This window comes from Myxococcus llanfairpwllgwyngyllgogerychwyrndrobwllllantysiliogogogochensis, from assembly GCF_006636215.1.
In the GTDB taxonomy this organism is placed as follows: Bacteria; Myxococcota; Myxococcia; order Myxococcales; family Myxococcaceae; genus Myxococcus; species Myxococcus llanfairpwllgwyngyllgogerychwyrndrobwllllantysiliogogogochensis.
Map to the genome: position 1 here is coordinate 1 of NZ_VIFM01000138.1, position 21,800 is coordinate 21,800.

Sequence of the window (21,800 nt, forward strand, 5' to 3'; positions counted from 1 at the left end):
CCTCCAGCCTCCAGCCCCGTCAACAGCCCCGCCCGAGCATCCTCCTCGAGCCGCGAGTCCCGCGACTGCCCCAGGTCCTTCGCGCTGTAGCGCGAGCGAATCCGCGTCAGGCGGAAGCGATAGCCCACGGACACCTGCAGCGGCCCTCTCAGGGTGCGCCGCGCGTTGAACACGACGCTCGGCAGCGTGCGCTGCTCGAAGCTGTAGTAGCGCAGGCCCCGGAATGAGGGATTGCCCGCGCACACATCCTGCGCGTCCTCCAGTTGCTCCCTGTCGTCACACCGAGCGAAGTCCGGCTCGTATCCGGCGGCGGCGCCCTGGCCGAAGTAGGGCGAGAACCGCTCGTTGATGAAGCTCAGGTCCAACCCCAACCGCCAGTCCGAGTCGAAGAAGCGCGGCGAATCCATCATCAGCCGATGGGTGGCCACCCCCCGCGTCGTCTGGAAGAACTGCGCGATGAGGGAGTGTCGATAAGGCCGGTACGTGCCATCTCCCGCATCCACCAGCAGGAGCCTCGCGCCGTAGCCGAACCCCTCGTCGCTGTTGAAGTTGAGCAGCGGCAGGCCCTGGACGCGCCACCCCGTGCGCGGCGGTGGCACCAGCGCTTCAACGGGAGGCTCGTCTGCCCAGGCCGAAGTCGCCCCCATCAGGACGACCATCACCACGCTCCACACCGGGCGACACTGCGGCATGCGAAGTCTCCAGGCTCACGTTCGAGCCTGGAGACACCATAGCCTTCCCCGCACAGCGCATGACACTTCGCCCCGCGCGTGGGCCCGCTCTCACTCCATCGGTCTGGACACGGCGCGCGCGGTGGAGGGCTCGGAGAAAGCTCCGCGGCTCGCCACCAGCTCGCTCACGAGCGCTGGAGGTAGACGCCCGCGGACAACCCCTGCTTGACGTTGCGGCTCACCTCATCGGCGAGCACCTCGTCCAGGCCCGCCTCGAGCGCATCCAGCGTCAGGCGCACCACCTCGGCGGTGCTCGTCTTCGGCGCCGTGACTTTCTCCGCCATGTCGGTGTCCATGTAGCCGACGTGCAGGGCCATCACCTGCGTCTTCTGGGCGCCCAGCTCCTTGCGCAGACCGTTGGTCAGCGCCCAGGCAGCGGCCTTCGAGGCGCTGTAGCTGGCCGAGCCCGGGAAGGCCATCCAGCTGAGCACCGAGAGCACATTGATGATGGCGCCCCCGCCGTTCTTCGCCAGCACCGGCGCGAACGCGCTGCTCGTCGCCAGGGGGCCCAGGTAGTTCGTCTCCAGTTCAGCGCGCGCGGCGGACAGCGCGTCCGCCCCCAAGAGGCTCGTGCCCTTCAGGATGCCCGCGTTGTTGATGAGCAGCGTCACGTCACCCGCCTCGCGGACCAGCGCCTCCAACTGCTCGGGGCGGGTGACGTCCAGGCGGACCGGCACCACGCCTGGAATCGTCACACTCGAGGGCTCACGAGCCGCCGCGTACACCTTGCGAGCCCCCCGCTCCAACAAGGCCTTCGCGAAGGCGAGCCCCAACCCGCGATTGGCACCAGTGACCAGGGCGACAGCATCCTTGACCTGCATGACTCGACTCCGGCGTGACGAGGCGGACGGAAAGCTCCGGGTGGCCCCATTGAGGAACGTCAAATGGACGGACAGGCGGGCTCCCGAGAGCCCCTGTCCACCATATGATGATTATAATATGACGAAATTCGAGCTTCATCGAAAAGCGACATGGGTGAAGGACCGGCCCGTCCGGTCGCCGCTCCCCCAGTCGCTCCCCCGCCGACGCCGCCACGGTCCGCGGGCGCTGACGCGTCCGCCCGAAGCCTGACACGTCAGCGATTCCCCAGCGACGACGCCCCGGGACCTCCCAAATCCATTCGCCTGACGCGTCAAGGCCACATCCCCTGCCTCGCATGTCCTTGAAGACAGACACCCAGGACCGGAAAGGACCTTGGTGCACCAATTGCAGCGAATCGGGCCGACGCAAGGCGAATCCCCTCTCCCCCCATGAGGCAGACATGTCGCGAGTCAACCCACCAGCGATGGACACCGGAATGGACGATGGGCTCCAGCTCGACGTGGCCATCATCGGCGCCGGAGTCTCCGGCCTCTATGCGGGCTGGAGACTGCTCGTGGGAGACCTGGCCCCCGAGGGCACCCGCCCCGAGACGGTCCACATCTTCGAGCTGAGCGAGCGCCTGGGTGGACGCATCGAATCCGTCTTCCTCCCTGGCATCTCCCTGGCAGCGGAGATTGGCGGCATGCGCTATCTGCAATCGCATGAGATTGTGAACTCGCTCATCACGAAGGTCTTCGAGCAGGAGGTGACTCCTATCGACTTCCCCCTGGGCGACGACGGCAATCACTACCGCTATCTGCGCGGGCAGCGCTTCAAGGCCAACGAATGGGAGAACGCCCAGGCCGACCGCCGCACGTACAAGACGCGCTACTTCCTACCCGACGCGGTGGTGGGCTTCACCTCGGACCAGCTCTTCAACAAAATCATCTACGACGTGCTCATGGCGGACCCGTGGTTCCGGGAGCGCTATCCGGGCAAGGCCACCTTCACGGCGCCCTATGACTATGCCTTCACCCTGACGGCCCGCGAATGGGATGACGTCAAACCCAACCTGACCTATCACCAATCGGGTCCGTACGACGGCCTGAAGGTCAACGACCTGGGCTTCTGGAACCTCATCAAGGACCAGGTGGGCCAGGAGGCCTACGAGTTCCTGTCCGTCGCCGGCGGGTACTACTCCAACACCATCAACTGGAACGCCGCGGAGGCCTTCCCCTACCTCGTGGGCGACTTCTCCAACGCGGAGGTGAAGTACCAGACGCTGGCGGGCGGCTATGACCAGGTCGGCAATGTCCTCGCACAGCGCTTCCTGGCGCAGGACCCCAGCGGCAAGCGCGCCCATCTCTGGGGACAGAATGGCCTGCGGCGAATCGACCCGGCGCCGGGCGGCAGTCCCTACAAATACATCCTCACCGTGGCCAATGCACAGAGCGGCAAGAGCTGGACGGTGTACGCCAAGGCCGTCGTCCTCGCCATGCCCCGCCGCGCCCTGGAGCTGCTGGAGGTAGACCGCTTCTTCGCCACACCGGAGGTGAGCGAGCAGGTCCGGAAGAACCTCGACTCGGTCATCTCCGAGCCGTCGTTCAAGCTCCTGATGGGCTTCGAGTCTCCCTGGTGGCACGCGGAGTTCAACGCCCTGGCGGGCGAGTCCATCACCGACCTGCCGATGCGACAGTGCTACTACTTCGGCACCGACCCCTCGAACAGCCACTCCATCCTGCTGGCCAGCTACAACGACATGCGGACCACCCCCTTCTGGTCCGCGCTGATGGCCTCTCCCCAGCGGAACCTGAAGCGTTTCAAGCCCCGGGCCACGCGACTGGCGTCCCCGGAGTCCCTGGCCCAGGTGGAGTCCCTCCAGGCCCCGGCGGTGATGGTCCAGGAGGCCGTCCACCAGCTCCGGGAGCTGCACGGCCCGGAGAACCCCGTCCCTGACCCGTATGTCTCCTACTTCCGTAACTGGACGGAGGACCCCTACGGCGGCGGCTACCATGCGTGGCAGGCCGGGGTGAGCGTGCGCGAGGTGATGCCCTTCATGCGCCGCCCGGACCCCGCGGAGCGCCTGCACATCTGCGGCGAGGCGTACTCGGACCAGCAGGGCTGGGTGGAAGGCGCCTTCTGCGAGGCGGAGAAGATGCTCCAGGCGCACTTCGGGCTCGCGTGGCCCTCCTGGCTGGACAGCCATTACTACCTCGGCTGGTAAAGCCAGACACCTTCGTCCCTCCAGAACGAAAGCAACGCAAACATGGACTCCTATGACGTGGTGGTCGTGGGCGCGGGCGCCATTGGCCTGTCCGCCGCCTACTGGTGCTCGAAGGCCGGCAAGAAGGTCCTCCTGTTGGACCAGTTCGACTTCGACAACGACTTCTTCTCCTCCAAGGGAGAGTCCCGCTTCTTCCGGGTGATGTACTCCAATCCGCACCTGTCCCTGCTGGCGCAGTCCGCCTATCCGCTCTGGCGGGAGCTGGAGGACGACAGCGGCCTGGACGGCATCCTCAACGACACGTCCCTGCTGTTCTTCGGCCCGCCCAGCGGGGTGAATACGCCCGAGGGTGACCTCAAGGACTCCCAGGCCGTCCTCGAGGAGCAGGGACTGCCCTTCACCCGCCTCACCGCGGCGGACTTCCCGGAGCGCTACCCCGCGCTCAAGGGGCTGAGTGACGACGTCGTCGGACTGGTGCAGCCCCAGGCGGGCGTCATCGCGGCGGACCGGGCCCTTCAGGCCCTCGCCCAGCTCTGTCGCAAGCAGGGCGTCACCATGATTCCCCGCCGGACGGTCAGCCGCATCCAGGACGCGCCGGGACAGGTCACCGTCACCACCGCGCAAGGGGACTACACCGGCAAGAAGCTCATCCTGGTGCCGTCCGCCTGGACGAACCCGGTGCTCGACAGCCTGAACCTTCAGTTGGAGCTGGAGATCTGGACCATGACGTATGCCTACTTCACGGTGGCCCAATCCCAGTACAACTACCCGCTCTGGTTCTACTTCGGCGCGCCCCAGTTCCCTGGCGATGACCAGACGACCTACTACGGCCTGCCCCCGCTCCTGACGCCCGGGCGCCTCAAGGTGGGCACGGACTTCACCTTCCAGAAGTCCCCGCTGCCGCCTAGCTCGCCGCCCCAGGCGGACCCTCGGATGGTGGAGCTGCTCAACAGCTTCATGCGCGCGCACTTCCAGGGCCTTCAATCCCTGGCACAGGACGCCGTCGGCTGCCTCTACACGATGACCCCCGATTTGAACTTCGTCCTGGATGCCCTGCCCGGCCATCCGGACATCCTCCTGTTCACCGGTGACACGGGGCAGGCGTTCAAGTTCACCCCGCTGCTCGGGAAGATTCTCGCCGAGCTCGCGCTGACGGGCGTCACCCAGTTCAACATCCAGCCCTTCTCCATCCAGCGCCCCGGAATCCTGCGGCCCCGCTGAGCCCTCTCACCCCGTCTCAATCAGGAGTGGTCCATGCCGGATACTGAAAATACAGCCAACGTCCTCGTCGTCGTGGATGCGGAGAGCATCTACCAGGCCTACCAGGGGAAGTTCAGCACGGACTCCAACAGGCCCGTGTCCCTGGGCGAGAGCACGCCCTACATCTACATGTTCGTCCGTCAGGACGAGGTGCTCTCCGGACAGGCCACGGATGACCTGGTCATCACCCTCAACACCAACAACAACATCCGCTGGCGCATCACCTCGCTGACGGGGAACACGCGCTTCAGCGTCGCGCTCAGCCAGTGCAACATCCTCCGGGGCGTGGGGCTCATCACCCAGCCCGGCCTCATCGAGCCCACGGTGACGGTGCCCCTCCCGTCGGTGAATGGCTTCCAGGTGACCATCAACCAGACGCAGACCTATGCGGACGCCTATTTCCAGGCGACGGCGGTGAACCCCTCGCCGCCCAATGTCTCGTACCAGTTCTCGTTCGTCCTGGCGAACAACGACGGGAACATCCTGAGCTACTTCTCGTGGGATCCGCAGATCTCCATCACCTCATGACGTCACCGGCGGGCTCGCCGACGGTGTCTGACTTCTTCTTCCGAAAGGATTGGATGCGATATGGGACAGGATAACGGCTTCATCGACGTGCTCACCGTGGTGGACGTGGACAAGGTCATCGGCAAGTACGGCCCCAACGCGTCGCTCGACAACCCCGGGGTGGCCATCGCGGACTGTGTGTACATGCTCGTCCGGCGGGACTCGGCCGTGGGGGCGGAGGCGATATCCGAGCTGACGGTCGCCGCGAAGACCAACGACAACCTCCGGTGGCGGCTGGCGTCGCTGACGCTCAACACGCGCTACAGCGCCCTGCTCTACAAGATGAATGTCTCCGGAAACGCGCAGTGCATCACCCAGCCCCAGCCCCTGGTGTCCCACATCAAGGTGCCAGTCCCCGAGGTGTCGGGCGGGCAGAGCAGCGGCTTCAACGTGCAGCCCTACGTGGACTTCTTCTTCCAGTCCACCGCGATGCTGCCCACCGCCACGCTCCCCGGCGGGCGGGTGACCTACCAGCTCTATCTCCAGGTGACGGACAACCAGGGCAACAAGGTGGGCACCTACTCGTGGGACCCGTACATCACCATCACGTCATAGGCCGCGCTTCCCATTCACGAGGAGACCCATCATGAGTGACAAGAACCGGCCCTCGGGCCACACCGCGCTGCCTGGGAGCGGCTGTCCGTTCCACCGGGGTGCGGGAAACGCGATGCTGTCCAAGACGCCCTCCGGAAACCTGGTGCGCCCCCACGGCGGCGTGGGCACGACCGTCTCCAGCAAGTCCGCGCAGTCGCTGAGCGGAGACAACGGCCCCGTCGTCTCCGACTTCTTCCGCATGTTCCCGGACCTGGGCCCCTCCCTCTTCAACGTGGAGGACCTCCGGGCGCTCACCCTGCCTGGAGGCCCCATGGATGTGGCCAACCAGGGCCCGGGCCTCCCCCAGGACAACCCCACCATCCCCGCGGGCTACACGTTCCTGGGCCAGTTCCTGGACCATGACCTGACGTTCGACGTCTATTCGAACATCAATGGCCGGGACACCCAACCCAACCAGACGCGGGATGCCATCACCCCCACCCTGGACCTGGGCAACATCTATGGCCGGGGGCCCGTGCAGGACGCCTTCCTCTTCGACCAGAAGGACGGCGCCACGCTGCTGTTCGGCCGGCCCGACAATCCGGACGGCGACGTGCTCCGCAACTCCCAGGGCACGGCCATCATCGGAGACCCGCGCAATGACGACAACATGTTCGTCGACCAGCTCCACCTGGCCGTCATCAAGTTCCACAATCAGGTGGTCAAGGACCTGTCGAGCCAGTTCTCCGGAGGGGCGCTCTTCACCGAGGCGTCGCAGCGCGTGCGCTGGCATTATCAGTGGATTGTCTACCACGACTTCGTGCGCCGCTTCGTCGGGGATGAGCTGTATGGGAAGCTGGTGAGTCAGGGCCCGCAGTACTTCCCGCCCAACCTCCAGGCGATTCCCATCGAGTTCTCCGCGGCCGCCTACCGCATGGGCCACGCGACGATTCGCGAGTTCTACCAGGTCAATGACAACTACAAGGGCGCGCAGATTTTCGACCTGCACCAGCCCGGGACGTTCCTGAGCCCGGAGAAGCGCGTGGACTGGAAGTACTTCTTCAACACCGACTCCCGCGTCACGCCCCAGGGCGCCAAGCTGTTCGACACGCTGGTGGCGTCGGAGCTGCTTCAGCTGCCCCAGGCGCTCATCCCCGGCTTCGACAATCCCCAGTATCAGGGCAAGCCGGATCCGCTCTACCTATCGCTGCCGGGCCGCAACCTGCTGCGCCAGAATGAGTTCACCCTGCCGGCGGGACAGACGGTCGCCAAGGCGCTGGGGACGACCCAGTATTCCAATTCCCAGTTGGGCTTGCCGACGAACTGGGGGAGCACGCTGGCGCCGCTCTGGTACTACATCCTCAAGGAGGCGAAGCTCGCCAACCAGGGCCGCTTCCTCGGGCCCGTGGGCGGTCGCATCGTGGGCGAGACGTTCTTCAGCGTGCTCATCAACGACCCCCAGTCCTTCCTGCACAACAAGGGCTGGAAGCCCACCTACGGCACGGGCGGCGACTTCACCATCGTGGACCTGCTGCGCATCGCGGACGCGTACAAGTCCTCCTGAGGTTCCCCCGGGCACGACTGTCTCCGGGCCCTGTATCGGGCCCGGAGACGCTCGCGCACCTGGGGACTACTTGCCCCAGCGGAGCAGCTTCGTGCGGGCCATCTCGGAGAGCCCCCTCGCGGAGGCTCCCCCAAGCACGACCTCAAAGAGCGCGCTTTTGCCGCGACTCAGTGCGTCTCGACGTAGATCTGATCGAGCGTCGGGCTGAGGCCCTGGTTCTGGACATACAGGCGCGCGCCGGGCCAGGCGCAGTTCAGGCTCGTGGGATAGACCTGATTCGGAGCCAGCAGGATGGAGATGTTGTTGGCGCCGCAGTACGCGTTGAACCGCGTGGAGCGGGTGCTGGACATGTTCCGCACATAGAACGGCGTCACACCGAACAGCCAGGTCGAGAAGTCACGCGTCTGACCGCCAGCGATGAACGCGCTCTCCACGGCCTGCGTCGCCTCGCCCATCTCCGGGTTCTGAGCGGCCTCTTCCGGCGTGTATTCCCCGCCGCACCCAACGGCCATCAGAGACACCACTCCCACAACTCCAAACGTATTGAACAGCTTCATGACTTCCCCCTCATTTCGAGTTACCCCTGTGTTGGGGCCCGCTCTCTGTATAAGTACTCTCACGCAGTGTAAATGGTGTATTCATGACACCGCATGGGTCTGATTTGAGGGGATGATTGTCATTGGCCGCGCCGTAACATGAAGAGTTACGGTCGGGTGGCGGGCGACCCGGGCCCGACTTCGAGCCCGGGGCCCTTGCTCACTCCGGTGGTCCCCGCCTCGGCGGTGGCTGGGTTTTCATGCGCTCGTATTCCTCATCCGTGAAGACACGGCTGCGCGTGAGGAAGCGCACGCCCAGGGGCGACTCCAGGCTGAAGCCCGCGCCCCTTCCAGGCACCACGTCCAGCGTCAGGTGCGTGTGCTGCCAGACCTCGAACTGCGCGCCGCCGATGTAGACGGGGCAGCCCTCGACGTCGCCCAGGAAGACATCCCGCTGACCGACACGGAACTCCCCCGCCGGATAACACATGGGAGCGCTGCCATCGCAGCAGCCGCCGGATTGGTGGAACATCAGCGGACCATTCGCGGCACGCAGGGAGCGGATGACGGCGGCGGCCTCGGGCGTCACCGCCACCCGGGCCACCTCCTGCTCCGTCTGCCCACCCGCGCCGGGCCCGGCACGGGTGTCACTCATCAGAAGAACCCCATCGCCTTCGGGCTGTAGCTGACGAGCAGGTTCTTCGTCTGCTGGTAGTGGTCCAGCATCTTCCGGTGCGTCTCGCGGCCGATGCCCGACTGCTTGTAGCCGCCGAACGCCGCATGCGCCGGGTACAGGTGGTAGCAGTTGGTCCACACGCGGCCCGCCTCGATGGTGCGGCCCGCGCGGTACGCGGTGTTCGTGTCACGCGTCCACACGCCGGCGCCCAGGCCATACAGCGTGTCGTTGGCGATGCGCATCGCGTCGTCGAAGTCCTTGAACGTGGTGACGCTCACCACCGGTCCGAAGATCTCCTCCTGGAACACGCGCATCTTGTTGTGGCCCTGGAACACCGTGGGCGCCACGTAGTAGCCGCCCTTGAGGTCGCCCGGCAGGCTCACGCGCTCGCCGCCCATGAGGACCTTGGCGCCCTCCTTCTTGCCGATGTCGATGTAGCCGAGAATCTTCTCGAGCTGATCATTCGACGCCTGCGCGCCCAGCTTCGTCTCCGTGTCCAGCGGGTTGCCCGGGCTGACCTTCTTCACGCGCTCCAGCGCCCGCTCGATGAACTGGCCGTAGATGCCCTCGCCAACCAGCGCGCGCGACGGACACGTGCAGACCTCACCCTGGTTCAGCGCGAACATGGAGAAGCCCTCCATCGCCTTGTCCAGGAAGTCGTCGTCGTGCGCCATGACGTCGTCGAAGAAGATGTTCGGGCTCTTGCCGCCCAATTCCAGCGTCACCGGGATGAGGTTCTCACTCGCGTACTGGAGGATGAGCCGGCCCGTCGTCGTCTCACCGGTGAAGGCGATCTTCGCCACGCGAGGGCTGCTCGCCAGCGGCTTGCCCGCCTCGACTCCAAAGCCGTTGACGATGTTGAGGACACCTTCGGGCAGCAGGTCCTGGATGAGCTCGGCCAGGACGAGGATGCTGGCGGGTGTCTGCTCCGCGGGCTTGAGCACCACGCAGTTGCCCGCCGCCAGCGCCGGCGCCACCTTCCACACCGCCATCAGGATGGGGAAGTTCCACGGGATGATCTGCCCCACCACGCCCAGGGGCTCGTGGAAGTGATACGCGACGGTGTCGTGGTCCAACTCGCCCACCGTGCCTTCCTGCGCGCGGATGCAGCCGGCGAAATAGCGGAAGTGGTCGATGGCCAGCGGCAGGTCCGCCGCGAGCGTCTCGCGGACCGGCTTGCCGTTGTCCCAGGCCTCCGCCACCGCGAGCATCTCCAGATTCTGCTCCATGCGGTCGGCGATCTTCAGCAGGATGTTCGAGCGCGCGGTGGGTGACGTGCGGCCCCACGAGACGCGCGCCGCGTGCGCCGCATCCAGCGCCAGGTCGATGTCCTCCGCGGTGGAGCGAGGAATCTCGCAGAAGACCTGCCCCGTCACGGGCGAGATGTTCTCGAAGTACTGCCCGCGCTTCGGCTCGACCCAGCGACCGCCGATGAAGTTCTGATAGCGGGCCTTGAACTTCACCTTCGAGCCAGGCTGATTGGGGGCGGCGTAGATCATGAACGCTCTCCTTGCGGGTGGGGCTGCGGGTGGAAGCCGTGCCCCCCAGAGCAGCGCGCATGCCACGCCCCGCACCACCGACGTCGCGGCGCGTCGTGTCCCGCGATGCGACACCTCTGTCCGCTCCGCGTGGAGCACCTCGCGACAGTGTCGCGCGCGGGTGTGCCACCGCACGGATGGAATGTTCCGATGAGGACGCGCCACCGTCCCCTCGCGGGCCCACGGCGCGCCTACGGAAAAGCTCGCGTCACGAGCGAGGAGGGAGCACCAACCCGAAGCGCTCCACCATCCGGTACAGCGTGCTGCGAGCAATCCCCAGCAGCCGCGCCGCGCGGGCCACGTTCCCACCACTGCGAGACAGCGCGTCGAGAATCGCGTGGGCCTCCAGCTCCCTGAGGCCCGGGGAGGCCACGGGCTCGACGGGTGGCGAGGACACGGGTGGCACGTGCGCGGGTGCGCGCCCCAGCTCGGGCGGAAGCGCGGCCGCGTTCACCACAGGCTCTCCTCCTGCTCGGACCAGGGCCATGCGGAGCACCGTCTTCAGCTCCCGCACGTTGCCCGGCCAGGCGTGTGCCCGCAGGCGAGCCAGCGCCTCGGCGGACAGCGTGCTCGCGGGATGGCCTCCTTCGACGGACAGCCCACTCAACAACGACCGGGCCAGCTCCGGCAGGTCCACCCGCTCTCGCAGCGGCGGCAAGCGAAGGACCGCGCCTTGGAGGCGATAGTAGAGGTCGCTCCGGAAGGTGCCCGCGCTCACGGCCGCTTCGAGGTCCCGACACGTGGCGCCGATGAGTCGGAAGCGCGAGTGCCGCACGCGCGACTCGCCGACACGCGAGTACCCGCCATCCTCCAGCACACGCAACAGCATCACCTGCAGCGCCGCGGGCATCTCAGCGAGTTCATCGAGGAAGAGCGTGCCTCCGTCCGCCGCCGCCAGCTTTCCTTCGGCCCCACCCGCGCGAGCCCCCGTGAAGGCTCCCGGCGCATGACCGAACAGCTCGCTCTCCAGCAACGCGGCGGAGAGAGCGCCACAGTTGACGGCGACAAAGGGTCCGGAGGCCACCGCGCTCGCGGCATGCACCGCGCGCGCGAGCAACTCCTTGCCCGTACCCGTCTCCGAGAGCAGCAACACCGGCAGCGGCGTGGGAGCGAAGCGCGCGGCCTCTCGCAGCGTCGCGCGGTGCTCGGGGTCACTCCCCTTCAGCGCGGCCCAGGCCCCTCCATCGGGTCCGCTCTCGGCCGCCTCGGGCGGCATCCGCGCCGTGACGCGCGTCGCACGAGGCTCCAGCCGCACCAGCACCGCGAGCGCCGAGTCCCCCTCCCCCACCGCTTCCGCGTGGACCCGCCACGTCGCACCCGAGGCCTGATGACGCGCCTCCAGCGCGTGGCCTCTCAACGCCGCGTCCTTCAACGCCCGCCAGGACAAGCCGAGCATCCGAGTCGGCGACACGTCCCCCGGGGATGACTCCAGGCCCAGCAGCGAGCGCGCCGCGCCATTGAGACGCCGCACGCGACCCGGCGGCTCGACGAGCAGCACCGGGCCGTCCTCGCGCGACAGGTGGGCATCCACTCCCCCTCGCGCGGCCGCCGCCACACGCGCCCACGCCACCTCGCGCAGTCGCGCCTCCGCCGAGTGAGCGATGCTCGCCACCGCCACCAGCACCAGCGGGTCCGCGCCACTCGCGGGCCCGGTGACGTCCAGCACGCCGACGACTTCGCCGAACGGGTCTCTCACCGGCGCGGCATAACAGACCAGCCCATGGTGCCGCTGCGCATAGTGCGCGGGCCCCACCACCGCCACGGCCGAGGACTCCACCAGCGCGGTGCCAATCGCATTGGTGCCTCGCGACACCTCGTCCCAACAGGCCCCGGCCACCAGTCGCACGTAGTCGGCGTGGTCCCTGAAGTCGCCCCCCGAGCTGCGCGTCGCGAGGATGACGCCCTCCCGGTCCGCCAGCAGCGCCACCCGCCCTGACGGCATGGGCGCGGCGGCGAGCACGTCCAGGATGTCACGGACCTCGTGCCACACCGGCTCCAGGCGGGCTCGCCGCTCGATGAGCGCGACGCCGGCGACACTGGGCCCCTCGTCGGGCAGGCCCGTGCTCGGAGCGCCAAGCGCACGTGAGCGTTGCCATCGGGAGAGTATCGGCGGTGCCTCTGGAACCGAGGCCACGTCCTCGTCGAGCGCGCCGACGAGAAACTGCTCCCACAGGTGCGCGGAGGCGCTGAGCGTGAGCGTTCCCATGGGACTGATTATTCAGCCAGTCCCCACGCTGACGGCAACCCACGGCCTTCCCAAAACGCGACTGCTGAACCAACGCGGTGCGGCGTCCGGGAAGGCCAGAGCCTACACCTCCGAGCTACTTGTCGGTGGCGTCTTCAATCTTGTCGCCCGCCTCCTCGGCGGCGTCCTCGACCTTGTCGCCCACCTTCTCGGCGGTGTCCTCGGTCTTGTCCGCGGCGCGCTCCGCATCATCCTTCGCGCTCTCACGGGTGTTGCGGTGGCAGCCCACTCCGAACGTCAGGGAACCCACCACCAGGGCCAGCAGCATCTTCGCCTGCACCGTCAGCTCCTCGCGTGACGACGCCCGGGCTTTCGCCCCGGCGTCGCATTTGTGCGCGGGAAACTAGTCACGACGCGCGGACTGCCAAGTGCTCACCGCCGGGCTTCCACTCAGAAAACGCACATGCCATTCGCGCCGCAGGTACCTTGCAGCCCTTCGCAGACGCAGTTCCAGTCGCCGCCGCAGCGGTAACCCGTGCACTGCGAGCCCGGGCCACCGCCACCGCCACCACCGCCCGGATCCGGGTACGTGTACACGCAGTAGAAGTTGACGCAGACGGCGGTCGCCGCCTCGGGGCAGTTCGCCTCGCAGTTCCAGTCTCCGCCACACCGAGCCGGCCCACAGGTGAGTAACGAAGCCTGTGAGCTGGAGCCCTCGCGAGAGACCAGCTCCTCCTCGACCAACTCCGCCAGCGCGGGCGGCGCGGCCAGCGCGAAGGTGAGCACCACGGCAAGGCTCCAGGGATGCGACAAGCGACGCGAAGACATGAGCGGCTCCTCCAGGTGACCCGCCGGGCTTCATTTCAAGGCCCGCACGGGGAGTGCGAGCCTAGCACCCCCGCGACGAGGCCTCCGCGCGCGGCTTCACTTGAAGCACTTCGAGCGTCAGGGAGTAGGGCTCGCGACGGCGCGTGGTTCGGCGAGCCACTGCGCCAGGACCTTCGCATCGAGCGTCTCGACGCCAAACGATGCCGGACCACAGCGCACGCCGCCATCCCGCTCGCGAACGAGTGGGTCCCGCGCGAACACCACGATGACCGGCTTTCCCTCGGGGCTCACGTGCGGAACCACGTACTGCGCTTCCACGATGGGGCGAAGAGAGGGATCCGCGAGCAGCTTCCGGGTGAGCTGCCCGTCCGGTGTCCCCGCCTTGAGCTGGTCCCGGGCCTCTTCACAGAGCCAGCGCGCGGTCCGCGTGCCCTCCGGTTCCATCCCTGGCCACGAACTGCGCACCAGGCGCGCGCGCCCCGACATCAGCCAGCCCACGTGATGTCCGATGCCCACCGAGGCCATCGTCGCGGCGAAGAGCAACACCCCGAGCAGCAGCAGCGACACGCTCCAGCGCGGGCGCCACGCGGAGGCCTCTGGCGCCTCGGCGTGGAGCTGACGCCACAACCACCGGAGGAACAGATGCGAGCCCGCGGCGAGCACCGCCGCCACGAGCAGGAACTCGGCGATGGCGCCCCAGCGGAACGTCACCTCCGGCAACACCTGCTGGAGGAAGGACAGCCAGCCGAAGGCGAGCAGAAAGGGCACCTTCATGACCCAGACCTGCCCCATGCACAGGAAGATCATCATCACGAAGATGACGCCCAGGAAGGTCACGCCCTTTTTCGACTTCACGGCGCGCCCTCCGCCACGAACGAGCGATGGATGTCCTCGACGGGGAGGCGCCGGAGGTCGCCGTCGGTGAAGAGCACCCAGCGCTCACGGCCGAAGATGCCCGGCTCGTACGCCAGGGGCGTCGCGGGCGCGTCCGCCTTCTGCCCTCCGATGTAGATGAAGTGCAGGCCGGAGTCCCCGAGCACCTTCCAGCGCGCCGCGGGAAGCTCGGTGCCCAGGTCGCTCTTCGGAAAGTCGCGCCCATGTTCGGCGGCATACGCCCACAGCGCCACGCGCAGCTCATCCAGACGCTGACGCCGCGCCTGGACCAGCAGGTCCGCGTCCGAGGGGGGTGGCGTGGGGATGACCTGGTAGGTCGCGCCCTTCTTCTCCCAGGCGCCCGGGGTCATCAGCTCGCGGCCACCGGCAATCATCGACAGGACGAGCTGAAGGCCCAGCCCGACCAGGAACACCAGCGCGAGCGAGGCCCTGTAGCTCAGCCTCGGCAACCGGGGCACATCCCGTCGCAGCCAGTTCCACAATCTCCAGACGCCCAGCGACACGAGCAGGAAGACGGCGATGAAGAAGGAGATGGCCTCCAAGCGCTGCTCGGCGATCTCCGTGAACAAGAAGCTGGGCATGCCCGCCAGGGCCACCGCTGGGGTCAGCAGCACGACGGAGAGGAGGAGCTTGTTCACGCGCACGGAGGGCAGTCTGCCTCGCCCGGGTGACAGGAAGTCAACCAGGGGGCCGGCGCGCGCTGGGCAGCCGAGCCTTCCAGGCATCGCCCCCGAGGGTCTCTGCGTTCAAGGAGAAGGCACATCCTGAGGCGTGACGGATATCCATCACGGAGGGCCGACGATGCGCACCTGGAATGAAACCTGGCGCTGGCTGCGCCTGGGTGGCGTGAGCGCGGGCGCGCTGCTGGCGGGGCTCGGCTGCGCGATGGGGCCCGAGGAGTTCGGTCCCCAGTTGAAGTCGACGTCCACGACGCTGGGCAGCAACATCTCCATCTTCCGCGATGTGATGGCGCCGCATGGCGAATGGCTCCAGCTCCCCGAGGTGGGTTGGGTGTGGCGCCCCGACGCGAAGCTCGTGGGCCTGGACTTCGTGCCCTACGCCACCTCCGGCCAGTGGGTGTTCAGCGACTGGGGTTGGACGTTCCAGAGCGACTGGGACTGGGGCTGGGCGCCCTTCCATTACGGCAGGTGGTTCGTCGCTCCCTCGGAGGGCTGGGTCTGGTGGCCCGACGACGAGTGGGCCCCTTCCTGGGTGGACTGGCGCTGGGGGGAGGGCCTCGCCGGTTGGCAGCCCATGCCCCTGCCAGGCATGAACGTCCGCCGCCCCTGGACCTTCGTCGCCACGAGCGACCTGGTGCAACCCGATGTCAGCCGCTACCTGGTTCCACCGGACCAGGAGGCCGCGCTGGTGGCGAAGACCCAACCGGTGGGCGCGCGGGTGACAGGGCGGACGGGCCAGTGGAACGTGGGCCCCGAGCCCGACGAGGTGGCGAGCGCCACCGGAGCACCCGTGCCCCACACGGGCCCGATAGCACCGCCCACGGGGCAGCCTCCCATCGCGGGGCCACACTCGGCGGCGCGGTAGCGGGCACGCCGCGCCACGGCGAACAGAAAGCTCCTTCCGAGGGGCGGGACGGGCAGGCCCGGGACGTCATGAGCGAGGGTGGTCGACCCCGCCCCCGAGGTCCCAGCTTCCTGTCACGCATTCGCCGAAAGGAGACCAGGACATGCCCCAGACGCAGCCCTTCGTCAGCGACCTCCAGGAGATCCGCCGTCGAGCCCGTGAGCACCTGGAGGAAGGCGCCCTCACCGATAACTACGAGGGCGATGTGAACACGACGCTCAAGCTGCTCAACGACGCGCTCGCCACGGAAATCGTCTGCGTGCTGCGCTACACGTACCACTACGTGTCCGCGGTGGGCATCCACAGCGAGGCGGTGAAGGAGGAGTTCGGGGAGCACGCGCGCGAGGAGCAGGAGCACGCGCTGCGGCTCGCCGAGCGCATCAACCAGCTCGGGGGGCGCCCGGACTTCAACCCCGACGGCCTGCTGTCACGCAGCTCCAGTCAGTACGTCGAGGGGCAGAACCTGGTGGACATGATTCGAGAGAACCTGGTGGCGGAGCGCATCGCCATCGAGACGTACCGCGACCTGATTCGCTACTTCTCGGACAAGGACCCCACCACGCGGCGGCTCCTCGAGGACATCCTCGCCAAGGAAGAGGAGCACGCCAACGACATGCATGACCTGCTGGTGGCGCACCAGGGTCAGCCCATGCTCAACAACTGAGCCGTCACGACACCGCGTGCCCCTCGGAGGAGACCGCGCTCCGGGGAGGCACATCGGCCCGCGCCGCCCAGGCACGGACGTTGGCGTCGCGGTAGCGCACCATCCGCCCGAGCGACGGCTCCCACAGGTTCAGCCGCAGGCAGTGGACGATGTCGCGCGGGCTCAGCGTCGTGACGTGGGGGTTCTGGAGCTCGGGGATGGCCGCCATCGCCTCTGGGAGTCGATAGAACGGGATGCGCGGGTTCAGGTGGTGCACGTGGTGGTAGCCGATGTTGCCGGTGAACCACGCCATCACCTTGCCGCAGCGCAGGTAGCTGGAGGCCTCCAGCGCGGCATCCGCGTGGGTCCACTGCCCCTCCGGCAGGATGCGGACCTCGTCGAAGTTGTGCTGCGAATAGAACAGGTACGTGCCCAGCGCGTAGGCGAGGAGCAGCGGGCCCACGAAGGCGAACAGGTACACGGCGGGGCCGAAGAAGACCCAGAGCGCCACGGACAGGGCCACGTGCACGCCGAGCGCGAGCCCGGAGGTCCAGTAGCGCTTCGGGTCCTTCACGAAGGGCACCAGGCACAGGCTGATGAGGAACGCGGTGACGTAGCCGAACAGGATGGTCACCGGGTGGCGCTCCACCGCATAGCCCAGCCGCTGCCAGCCGGACGCCTTGCGCCACTGCTCGGTGGTCCACGTCGCGAACGTGCCCGCGGAGTCCGCGGCGATGCGCGCCGTGTTCGCGTGGTGGTGGTTGTGCGTGTCGTTCCAGATGCGCGCGGGCGTGAGCGTCAGGATGCCCTGCACCTGGAAGAGGACCTTCGCCCAGCGCGACGAGGGCAGCAGCGCCCCGTGCATGGCGTCATGGAAGAGGATGAACGCGCGGATGAGGACGAGCGCCTCCAGCACGCCGCCCACGACGCGCAGGGGCCACCAGGGCGCGGCCACCGCCAGCGTCACGGCCGCGGCGAGCGCGGCATAGGTGGCCGCCAGGTTCCAACCCGAGCGCGCCACATCCTGCACGGCGAAGGGTCGTGTCCGGGCAATGAGCTCCTTGCTCGACGGCGGTGCGACTCGTTCCATTGAGAGGGGCTCCTACGAGTGGGGTGTGTCCGGCCCTGTGCCGGATGAAGCGCCATGGTTCTCCCATCGCCATGTCACGCGCGGGTCAGCCGTTGAAACGACGTGCGAATGGACCCAGATGACGCGACTCGCCGTGTGCAAAGGCATGCACAGTCGCGTGGGACGGGCCCCCTTCTCCCCTGGCGACCAGGGGACGAGGGGCCTGGCTTCCTGGTGGGTTTGGGTAGAATCGGGGGCCGCTGGCTGTTAGGTCGAGACGTTCTCCAAGGAGCAGCCGTGTTCCGATTCGAAACCGACCGGGACCTCATCCAGTCCTTTCGTCCGAGAGACCGCCGCGTCATGGAAATGCCGCCGGGTCTCACCTTCCCCTTGTTCGTGCGTGACTACCTGGCCTGGACGGAGACGTCCGGCGCGCGCGTGTACCTGGTCTTCTCCGCGCCCGGCAGCCACCAGCCCATCGGCATCATCTTCCGGCGCGATACCGGAGGAGGTCTCGATGTCGCCCGCATGTGCGAGTGGTGCCACAACTACGGCTCGTCGCACGCGGTGGACCTGCTCACCACCGACGTGAACAGCAAGCGCCGCGTGGGCATCAGCCTCTGCGTCGACCTGCGCTGCAAGGACAAGCTGGAGGACGAGGCCAACCGTGGCGGCCGAAACACCCTCGCGGCGCTGGACCAGCTCCGGGCCCGGATGTACCGCTTCGCGAACGAGGCGCTCGGCATCGAGGCCAGGCCCGCCGCGCCCGCCGCCTAGCGCCGACTACGCGACAAAGGCGTTGGCCCGCTGCACCTGGGGCACGCCGGGCAGCATGGGCGCGGGGTTGAGGGCCTGCACCAGCAACGACCTCAGCGCCTCGCCCAGGTCGTCCACCACGCTCAGCGCCCCGGCGGGGGCGCCCTGGAGCGCCGCGGGCACCTCCGCGCCCACGACGACAATCGGCATCCGCGCCTCCCACGCCAGGTAGTGCGCCAGTCCCACCGCCGGCTCCGACACGTCCAGCAGCAACGCGCCCACCGCGCCCGCGCTGAAGGGGCGCCACAGGGGCCGTGCCGCCTCGGCCGGGGGCAGCGTGCAGAAGTCCAGCCGCAGCACCTCGCTGAGCACCAGTCGCCCCAGCGTCCCGAAGCCGCTCTTCACGGCCGTGGGCTCCGCGGACAAGGCCTCCAGGCCCGGCACGCGGGCCATCACCCGCCGCGCCGCCGATGAGCCGCTGCCGCAGACGAAAATCTTGGCGGTCGCCACCCTCGACGGAGCCTTCGTCCGGAGGATGCGGCCTCGCAGGGCATGCACCTCCGCGGCGCCCAGCAGCTCGTTGGCGTTCGCGTCCATGCCATGTACGTCCGCCGGCCTCGCCACGCCCCGCTGCATCAGGGTGGACAGCACCCCCAGCACTTCCAGGTCCGTGGCGGGCGCCAGGTCCAGCACCTCGCCCAGCGCGCGCGGCTGGCGCAGCAGGTCCACCACCTGCGCCGTCACCGGGTGCTGGTCCTGTTGCAGCTCCACGTCCGGCGCCAGCATCAGCCGCGTGTGGCGCGGCGGCAGGCCCGGCATCAGGCGATTCACCTCGTCCGACTGGCGCATGCCTTCCAGCAGCGCGTCGTCCATGGCGCGGTTGATGCGAGCCTTCGCCGCGCTGGCGCCGGGGGAGAACGTGAAGGTCCCATCGCCCCAGGCCAGCAGGCGGAACAGCGCCTTCTCACCTTCCACCCGCCCCAGCTTCGAATTCACCGGGCGGCCCTCCACCACGTGGATTTCGCCGCGCTCGTTGCCCCGCTCCAGCGAGAGCTTCCCGCTGCGCCGGTTCATCCCGAGCAACTGCATCAGGTCCGGGATGCTGAGCTGGCTGAGGGAGCCTTCGATTTCCTGCTGCTCGACCTTGAGGTCCTTGGCCGCCTCGTTGCGCCGGAAGATGTGCTCGATGCGGCTGAGCACTTCGTCCAGGTTGAAGGGCTTGCGCAGGTAGCCATCCCGCAGGCCGCGATACCGGTCCCCGTCGAAGCTCGACGTGGTGAGCACCACCGGGATGTCCTCGGTGCGCGGGTTGGTGCGCAGAATCTGGATGAAGGTGCGCGCCTCCAGCAGCCGGCAGTTCTCATCGAACAGCGTGAGGTCCGGGTGGCGCAGCACCGCCACCTCCAGCGCCCGGGAGCCATCCGGCGCGTAGTGCACCTGATAGCCCTTGGTGCGCAGCTCGCGGGACAGCGCGCGCACGGACTCCAGGTCGGGGTCGGCGATGAGGATCTTCCGGACCTGGGCCATGGGTCGCTCCGCTTCGTGTCAGTAGGGCTGCAGGTCGTATTCGGCCTGCAGCTTGGAGATGAGCCCGTCCACCACGGCGGTGTCCGAGGTGTGGAAGCCCCACGTCGCGCCCCGCCCCCGCCGCTGGATGAGCGCGTAGGCCGCGCTCTCCGACAGCCAGAGGATGAACTCATGCCGGGACACGCGCTCGTCGCCCTCCAGGAACACGGGCGTCAGCGCGGGATGCGACTCGAGGTCTACCCGGCGTCCCAGCAGGTAGATGCGCGAGGACAGGTCCGGCGGCGCCGACTCCAGACCGGCCGCGATGGGCAGGTCCGCGCGAATCTCCGGCCCGCCCACGTACAGGAGGCCGCGCGTGCCCGGGTCTCGGGTGAGTTCGCGCGCGATCTCCGCCTGGAGTTCGTCGAAGAGGACATCCGCGACCTTGCCTCGGCGGCTCGGCTCGGCGCGCTCGTCCACGGGCAGTCGGGGACTGTTGGGCGTGCCCAAGAGCAGGTCCACCTCGTCCCAGAACGGCAGCCCGTCCAGCATCAGCCGCCGCTGGAGCGACGCACGGCGCTCGTCCATGCGGCGACGACAGCGATGCACCAGCTCGTCGAAGTCCTCCCCGTCCTTGGGGAAGGTGCTGGCTCCGCCCACCAGGGCCAGCGGCAGGCGGGACTCCACGTCCTGGACTTCAGGCTCCTCGCGCACCGCCGCCACCGCGCGACGCACGAACATCATCGCGCCGAAGAAGTCCGTCTCCGGCAACAGGAGATAGAACTCCTGGTCGCTCGCCTTCGCGATGACGTCCGAGTCGCGGATGATCTTGCTCAGCGCGCGGATGATGCCGCGCACCGCCTTCTTCGCGTCCGCCGCGCCCTGGCGCACGCGCACCAGCGGCAGGTTGTCGATGGAGAAGGTCAGCAGCGAGAACGTCCGCCCATACCGCCGCGCCTTGTAGATCTCCTTCGACGCGTAGTCGGTGAAGTAACTGAGGTTGTAGGCCGCCGTCTCGCGGTCTCTCAGGCCCAGGCGCTGGAGCGCCATCATCCGCCGGCCGTTCTTCACGCCCACGGCGGCGAAGTCCGCGAGCACGCGGGCGTCCCTCGAATGCTCGGCGCGGAAGTCACCAGCCAGCGGGTCCGACAGCTGCGCGAGGCCAACGATTTCGCCGGAGACCATCAGCGGCACGTACAGCACCGCGGAGCGCTCATCCCGCGCGAACCACGGCTGCGCGTCCCGCAGGCGCCCCGCCAGCGGCCCTTCCGGGCTCATCTTCTCCGCGAGGAACTGCTTGTCGAGCAGCCCCCGGTACGCACGCAGCACCAGGTCTCCCCGGTCGTCCAGCACCCACAGCGCGGCGCTCTGCGCGTCGCACACCGCGGACAGCTCCGAGATGATGCGCTCCTGGAGCCACTCCAAATCAGACTGGGAGATGAGTTCCAGGCAGCGCTGGTGCAGGTTGTGGAAGCGGGCGAACTCGATGTTCTCGTCGCGCAGCTGGGTGCGCTCGCGGCGCAGGGCGGCGCGCTCCAGGGCGCGGTCCACCGCGAGCACCAGGTCCGCTTCCTCCACGGGCTTGGCCAGACAGTCCGCCGCGCCCGAGCGCAGGGCCATTTCCGAGCCCTTCACGTCGGTGCGATGGCTGACCAGGATGACCTCCTGGTCCGGGTCTCTCTCGCGAAGGCGCGCGGTGAGTGCGAAGCCGTCGACGCCCGGCATCACCACGTCGGTGATGACCAGGTCGAAGGGCGTGCGAGCAGCCTCTTCGAGCGCCAGCGTGCCGTTCTCCACAGAGACTACGCGGTGCCCATGACGGGACAGCATGTCGCTGGCGAGCTGGCGGAAGAACAGGTCGTCGTCGACGACGAGAATGGGACCGGCCACGCGCTGTCTGACCC

At 68.0% G+C, this 21,800-nt stretch carries 20 protein-coding genes and 1 pseudogene; 8 read left to right on the plus strand and 13 right to left on the minus strand.

The window, feature by feature from the left end:
- Positions 1-692: pseudogene (locus FJV41_RS28885) on the minus strand (Omp85 family outer membrane protein); the annotation flags it as partial.
- A 164-nt stretch (positions 693-856) separates the two neighbouring features.
- On the minus strand, positions 857-1,552 hold the full coding sequence (locus FJV41_RS28890; protein ID WP_141645796.1) for an SDR family oxidoreductase: 696 nt from the start codon (positions 1,550-1,552) through the stop codon (positions 857-859).
- A gap of 440 nt (positions 1,553-1,992) precedes the next feature.
- Between FJV41_RS28890 and FJV41_RS28895 the strand changes: the two genes are divergently transcribed.
- From FJV41_RS28895 to FJV41_RS28915, 5 genes are read left to right on the plus strand one after another with little or no spacing between them, the layout of a single operon-like run.
- Positions 1,993-3,756: a flavin monoamine oxidase family protein gene (locus tag FJV41_RS28895; RefSeq protein ID WP_141645797.1), complete on the plus strand. Its 1,764-nt coding sequence runs from the start codon at positions 1,993-1,995 to the stop codon at positions 3,754-3,756.
- Positions 3,757-3,798: 42 nt separating this feature from the next.
- Complete coding sequence (locus FJV41_RS28900; RefSeq protein ID WP_141645798.1) at positions 3,799-4,977, plus strand: FAD-dependent oxidoreductase; 1,179 nt, start codon at positions 3,799-3,801, stop codon at positions 4,975-4,977.
- A gap of 33 nt (positions 4,978-5,010) precedes the next feature.
- Complete coding sequence (locus FJV41_RS28905) at positions 5,011-5,544, plus strand: AidA/PixA family protein (protein WP_141645799.1); 534 nt, start codon at positions 5,011-5,013, stop codon at positions 5,542-5,544.
- A 60-nt stretch (positions 5,545-5,604) separates the two neighbouring features.
- A complete protein-coding gene (locus FJV41_RS28910; protein ID WP_141645800.1) occupies positions 5,605-6,138 on the plus strand; it encodes an AidA/PixA family protein in 534 nt (177 codons plus the stop codon).
- A gap of 31 nt (positions 6,139-6,169) precedes the next feature.
- Positions 6,170-7,681, plus strand: coding sequence for a peroxidase family protein (locus FJV41_RS28915; RefSeq protein WP_141645801.1), 1,512 nt, complete (start codon positions 6,170-6,172; stop codon positions 7,679-7,681).
- Positions 7,682-7,848: 167 nt separating this feature from the next.
- Here the strand turns inward: FJV41_RS28915 and FJV41_RS28920 are convergent, their stop codons facing one another.
- The 8 genes from FJV41_RS28920 to FJV41_RS28955 form a co-directional block, all read right to left on the minus strand.
- A complete protein-coding gene (locus FJV41_RS28920; protein WP_141645802.1) occupies positions 7,849-8,238 on the minus strand; it encodes a hypothetical protein in 390 nt (129 codons plus the stop codon).
- Between the two features lie 199 nt (positions 8,239-8,437).
- The gene (locus tag FJV41_RS28925; RefSeq protein WP_141645803.1) at positions 8,438-8,872 is read right to left on the minus strand and encodes a DUF779 domain-containing protein; all 435 of its coding nucleotides are present in this window, start codon (positions 8,870-8,872) and stop codon (positions 8,438-8,440) included.
- A complete protein-coding gene (adh, locus tag FJV41_RS28930) occupies positions 8,872-10,392 on the minus strand; it encodes an aldehyde dehydrogenase (RefSeq protein ID WP_141645804.1) in 1,521 nt (506 codons plus the stop codon). The genes FJV41_RS28925 and adh overlap by 1 nt, the downstream gene beginning before the upstream one ends.
- A 247-nt stretch (positions 10,393-10,639) precedes the next feature.
- Positions 10,640-12,637: a sigma-54-dependent Fis family transcriptional regulator gene (locus FJV41_RS28935; RefSeq protein ID WP_141645805.1), complete on the minus strand. Its 1,998-nt coding sequence runs from the start codon at positions 12,635-12,637 to the stop codon at positions 10,640-10,642.
- A gap of 115 nt (positions 12,638-12,752) precedes the next feature.
- Positions 12,753-12,956 (minus strand): YtxH domain-containing protein, encoded by a 204-nt coding sequence (locus FJV41_RS28940; protein ID WP_141645806.1) that lies wholly within the window; start codon positions 12,954-12,956, stop codon positions 12,753-12,755.
- Between the two features lie 110 nt (positions 12,957-13,066).
- On the minus strand, positions 13,067-13,444 hold the full coding sequence (locus FJV41_RS28945; RefSeq protein WP_141645807.1) for a hypothetical protein: 378 nt from the start codon (positions 13,442-13,444) through the stop codon (positions 13,067-13,069).
- 117 nt (positions 13,445-13,561) lie between these two features.
- Positions 13,562-14,299: a hypothetical protein gene (locus FJV41_RS28950; RefSeq protein WP_141645808.1), complete on the minus strand. Its 738-nt coding sequence runs from the start codon at positions 14,297-14,299 to the stop codon at positions 13,562-13,564.
- Positions 14,296-14,976, minus strand: coding sequence for a hypothetical protein (locus tag FJV41_RS28955; protein WP_141645809.1), 681 nt, complete (start codon positions 14,974-14,976; stop codon positions 14,296-14,298). Before FJV41_RS28955 ends, FJV41_RS28950 begins: the two co-directional genes overlap by 4 nt.
- A 163-nt stretch (positions 14,977-15,139) precedes the next feature.
- Between FJV41_RS28955 and FJV41_RS28960 the strand changes: the two genes are divergently transcribed.
- Positions 15,140-15,883: a DUF6600 domain-containing protein gene (locus FJV41_RS28960; RefSeq protein WP_141645810.1), complete on the plus strand. Its 744-nt coding sequence runs from the start codon at positions 15,140-15,142 to the stop codon at positions 15,881-15,883.
- Positions 15,884-16,025: 142 nt separating this feature from the next.
- Complete coding sequence (locus FJV41_RS28965) at positions 16,026-16,586, plus strand: ferritin-like domain-containing protein (protein WP_141645811.1); 561 nt, start codon at positions 16,026-16,028, stop codon at positions 16,584-16,586.
- 4 nt (positions 16,587-16,590) lie between these two features.
- Here FJV41_RS28965 and FJV41_RS28970 read toward each other — a convergent pair whose 3' ends face one another.
- Entirely contained in the window at positions 16,591-17,655 is a 1,065-nt protein-coding gene (locus tag FJV41_RS28970) for a fatty acid desaturase family protein (RefSeq protein ID WP_141645812.1), read from the minus strand.
- Positions 17,656-17,931: 276 nt separating this feature from the next.
- On the opposite strand from FJV41_RS28970, the gene FJV41_RS28975 reads away from it, so the two are divergent.
- A complete protein-coding gene (locus FJV41_RS28975) occupies positions 17,932-18,411 on the plus strand; it encodes an FBP domain-containing protein (RefSeq protein ID WP_141645813.1) in 480 nt (159 codons plus the stop codon).
- Between the two features lie 6 nt (positions 18,412-18,417).
- On the opposite strand, the gene FJV41_RS28980 is transcribed toward FJV41_RS28975, so the two are convergent.
- Together FJV41_RS28980 and FJV41_RS28985 are read right to left on the minus strand one after the other, a co-directional pair.
- Positions 18,418-19,917 (minus strand): DUF4388 domain-containing protein, encoded by a 1,500-nt coding sequence (locus tag FJV41_RS28980; RefSeq protein WP_141645814.1) that lies wholly within the window; start codon positions 19,915-19,917, stop codon positions 18,418-18,420.
- 18 nt (positions 19,918-19,935) lie between these two features.
- Entirely contained in the window at positions 19,936-21,786 is a 1,851-nt protein-coding gene (locus FJV41_RS28985) for a GGDEF domain-containing response regulator (RefSeq protein WP_141645815.1), read from the minus strand.
- Positions 21,787-21,800 lie beyond the last annotated feature (14 nt).

What these genes read in the sequence shown, in the direction of transcription:
- FJV41_RS28960 (WP_141645810.1), top strand. Translation starts at nt 15,140, where the DNA reads ATGCGCACCTGGAATGAAACCTGGCGCTGGCTGCGCCTGGGTGGCGTG.
- FJV41_RS28965 (WP_141645811.1), top strand. Translation starts at nt 16,026, where the DNA reads ATGCCCCAGACGCAGCCCTTCGTCAGCGACCTCCAGGAGATCCGCCGT.
- FJV41_RS28905 (WP_141645799.1), top strand. Translation starts at nt 5,011, where the DNA reads ATGCCGGATACTGAAAATACAGCCAACGTCCTCGTCGTCGTGGATGCG.
- adh (WP_141645804.1), bottom strand. Translation starts at nt 10,392, where the DNA reads ATGATCTACGCCGCCCCCAATCAGCCTGGCTCGAAGGTGAAGTTCAAG.
- FJV41_RS28910 (WP_141645800.1), top strand. Translation starts at nt 5,605, where the DNA reads ATGGGACAGGATAACGGCTTCATCGACGTGCTCACCGTGGTGGACGTG.
- FJV41_RS28925 (WP_141645803.1), bottom strand. Translation starts at nt 8,872, where the DNA reads ATGAGTGACACCCGTGCCGGGCCCGGCGCGGGTGGGCAGACGGAGCAG.
- FJV41_RS28980 (WP_141645814.1), bottom strand. Translation starts at nt 19,917, where the DNA reads ATGGCCCAGGTCCGGAAGATCCTCATCGCCGACCCCGACCTGGAGTCC.
- FJV41_RS28920 (WP_141645802.1), bottom strand. Translation starts at nt 8,238, where the DNA reads ATGAAGCTGTTCAATACGTTTGGAGTTGTGGGAGTGGTGTCTCTGATG.
- FJV41_RS28945 (WP_141645807.1), bottom strand. Translation starts at nt 13,444, where the DNA reads ATGTCTTCGCGTCGCTTGTCGCATCCCTGGAGCCTTGCCGTGGTGCTC.
- FJV41_RS28895 (WP_141645797.1), top strand. Translation starts at nt 1,993, where the DNA reads ATGTCGCGAGTCAACCCACCAGCGATGGACACCGGAATGGACGATGGG.
- FJV41_RS28890 (WP_141645796.1), bottom strand. Translation starts at nt 1,552, where the DNA reads ATGCAGGTCAAGGATGCTGTCGCCCTGGTCACTGGTGCCAATCGCGGG.
- FJV41_RS28935 (WP_141645805.1), bottom strand. Translation starts at nt 12,637, where the DNA reads ATGGGAACGCTCACGCTCAGCGCCTCCGCGCACCTGTGGGAGCAGTTT.
- FJV41_RS28900 (WP_141645798.1), top strand. Translation starts at nt 3,799, where the DNA reads ATGGACTCCTATGACGTGGTGGTCGTGGGCGCGGGCGCCATTGGCCTG.
- FJV41_RS28970 (WP_141645812.1), bottom strand. Translation starts at nt 17,655, where the DNA reads ATGGAACGAGTCGCACCGCCGTCGAGCAAGGAGCTCATTGCCCGGACA.
- FJV41_RS28915 (WP_141645801.1), top strand. Translation starts at nt 6,170, where the DNA reads ATGAGTGACAAGAACCGGCCCTCGGGCCACACCGCGCTGCCTGGGAGC.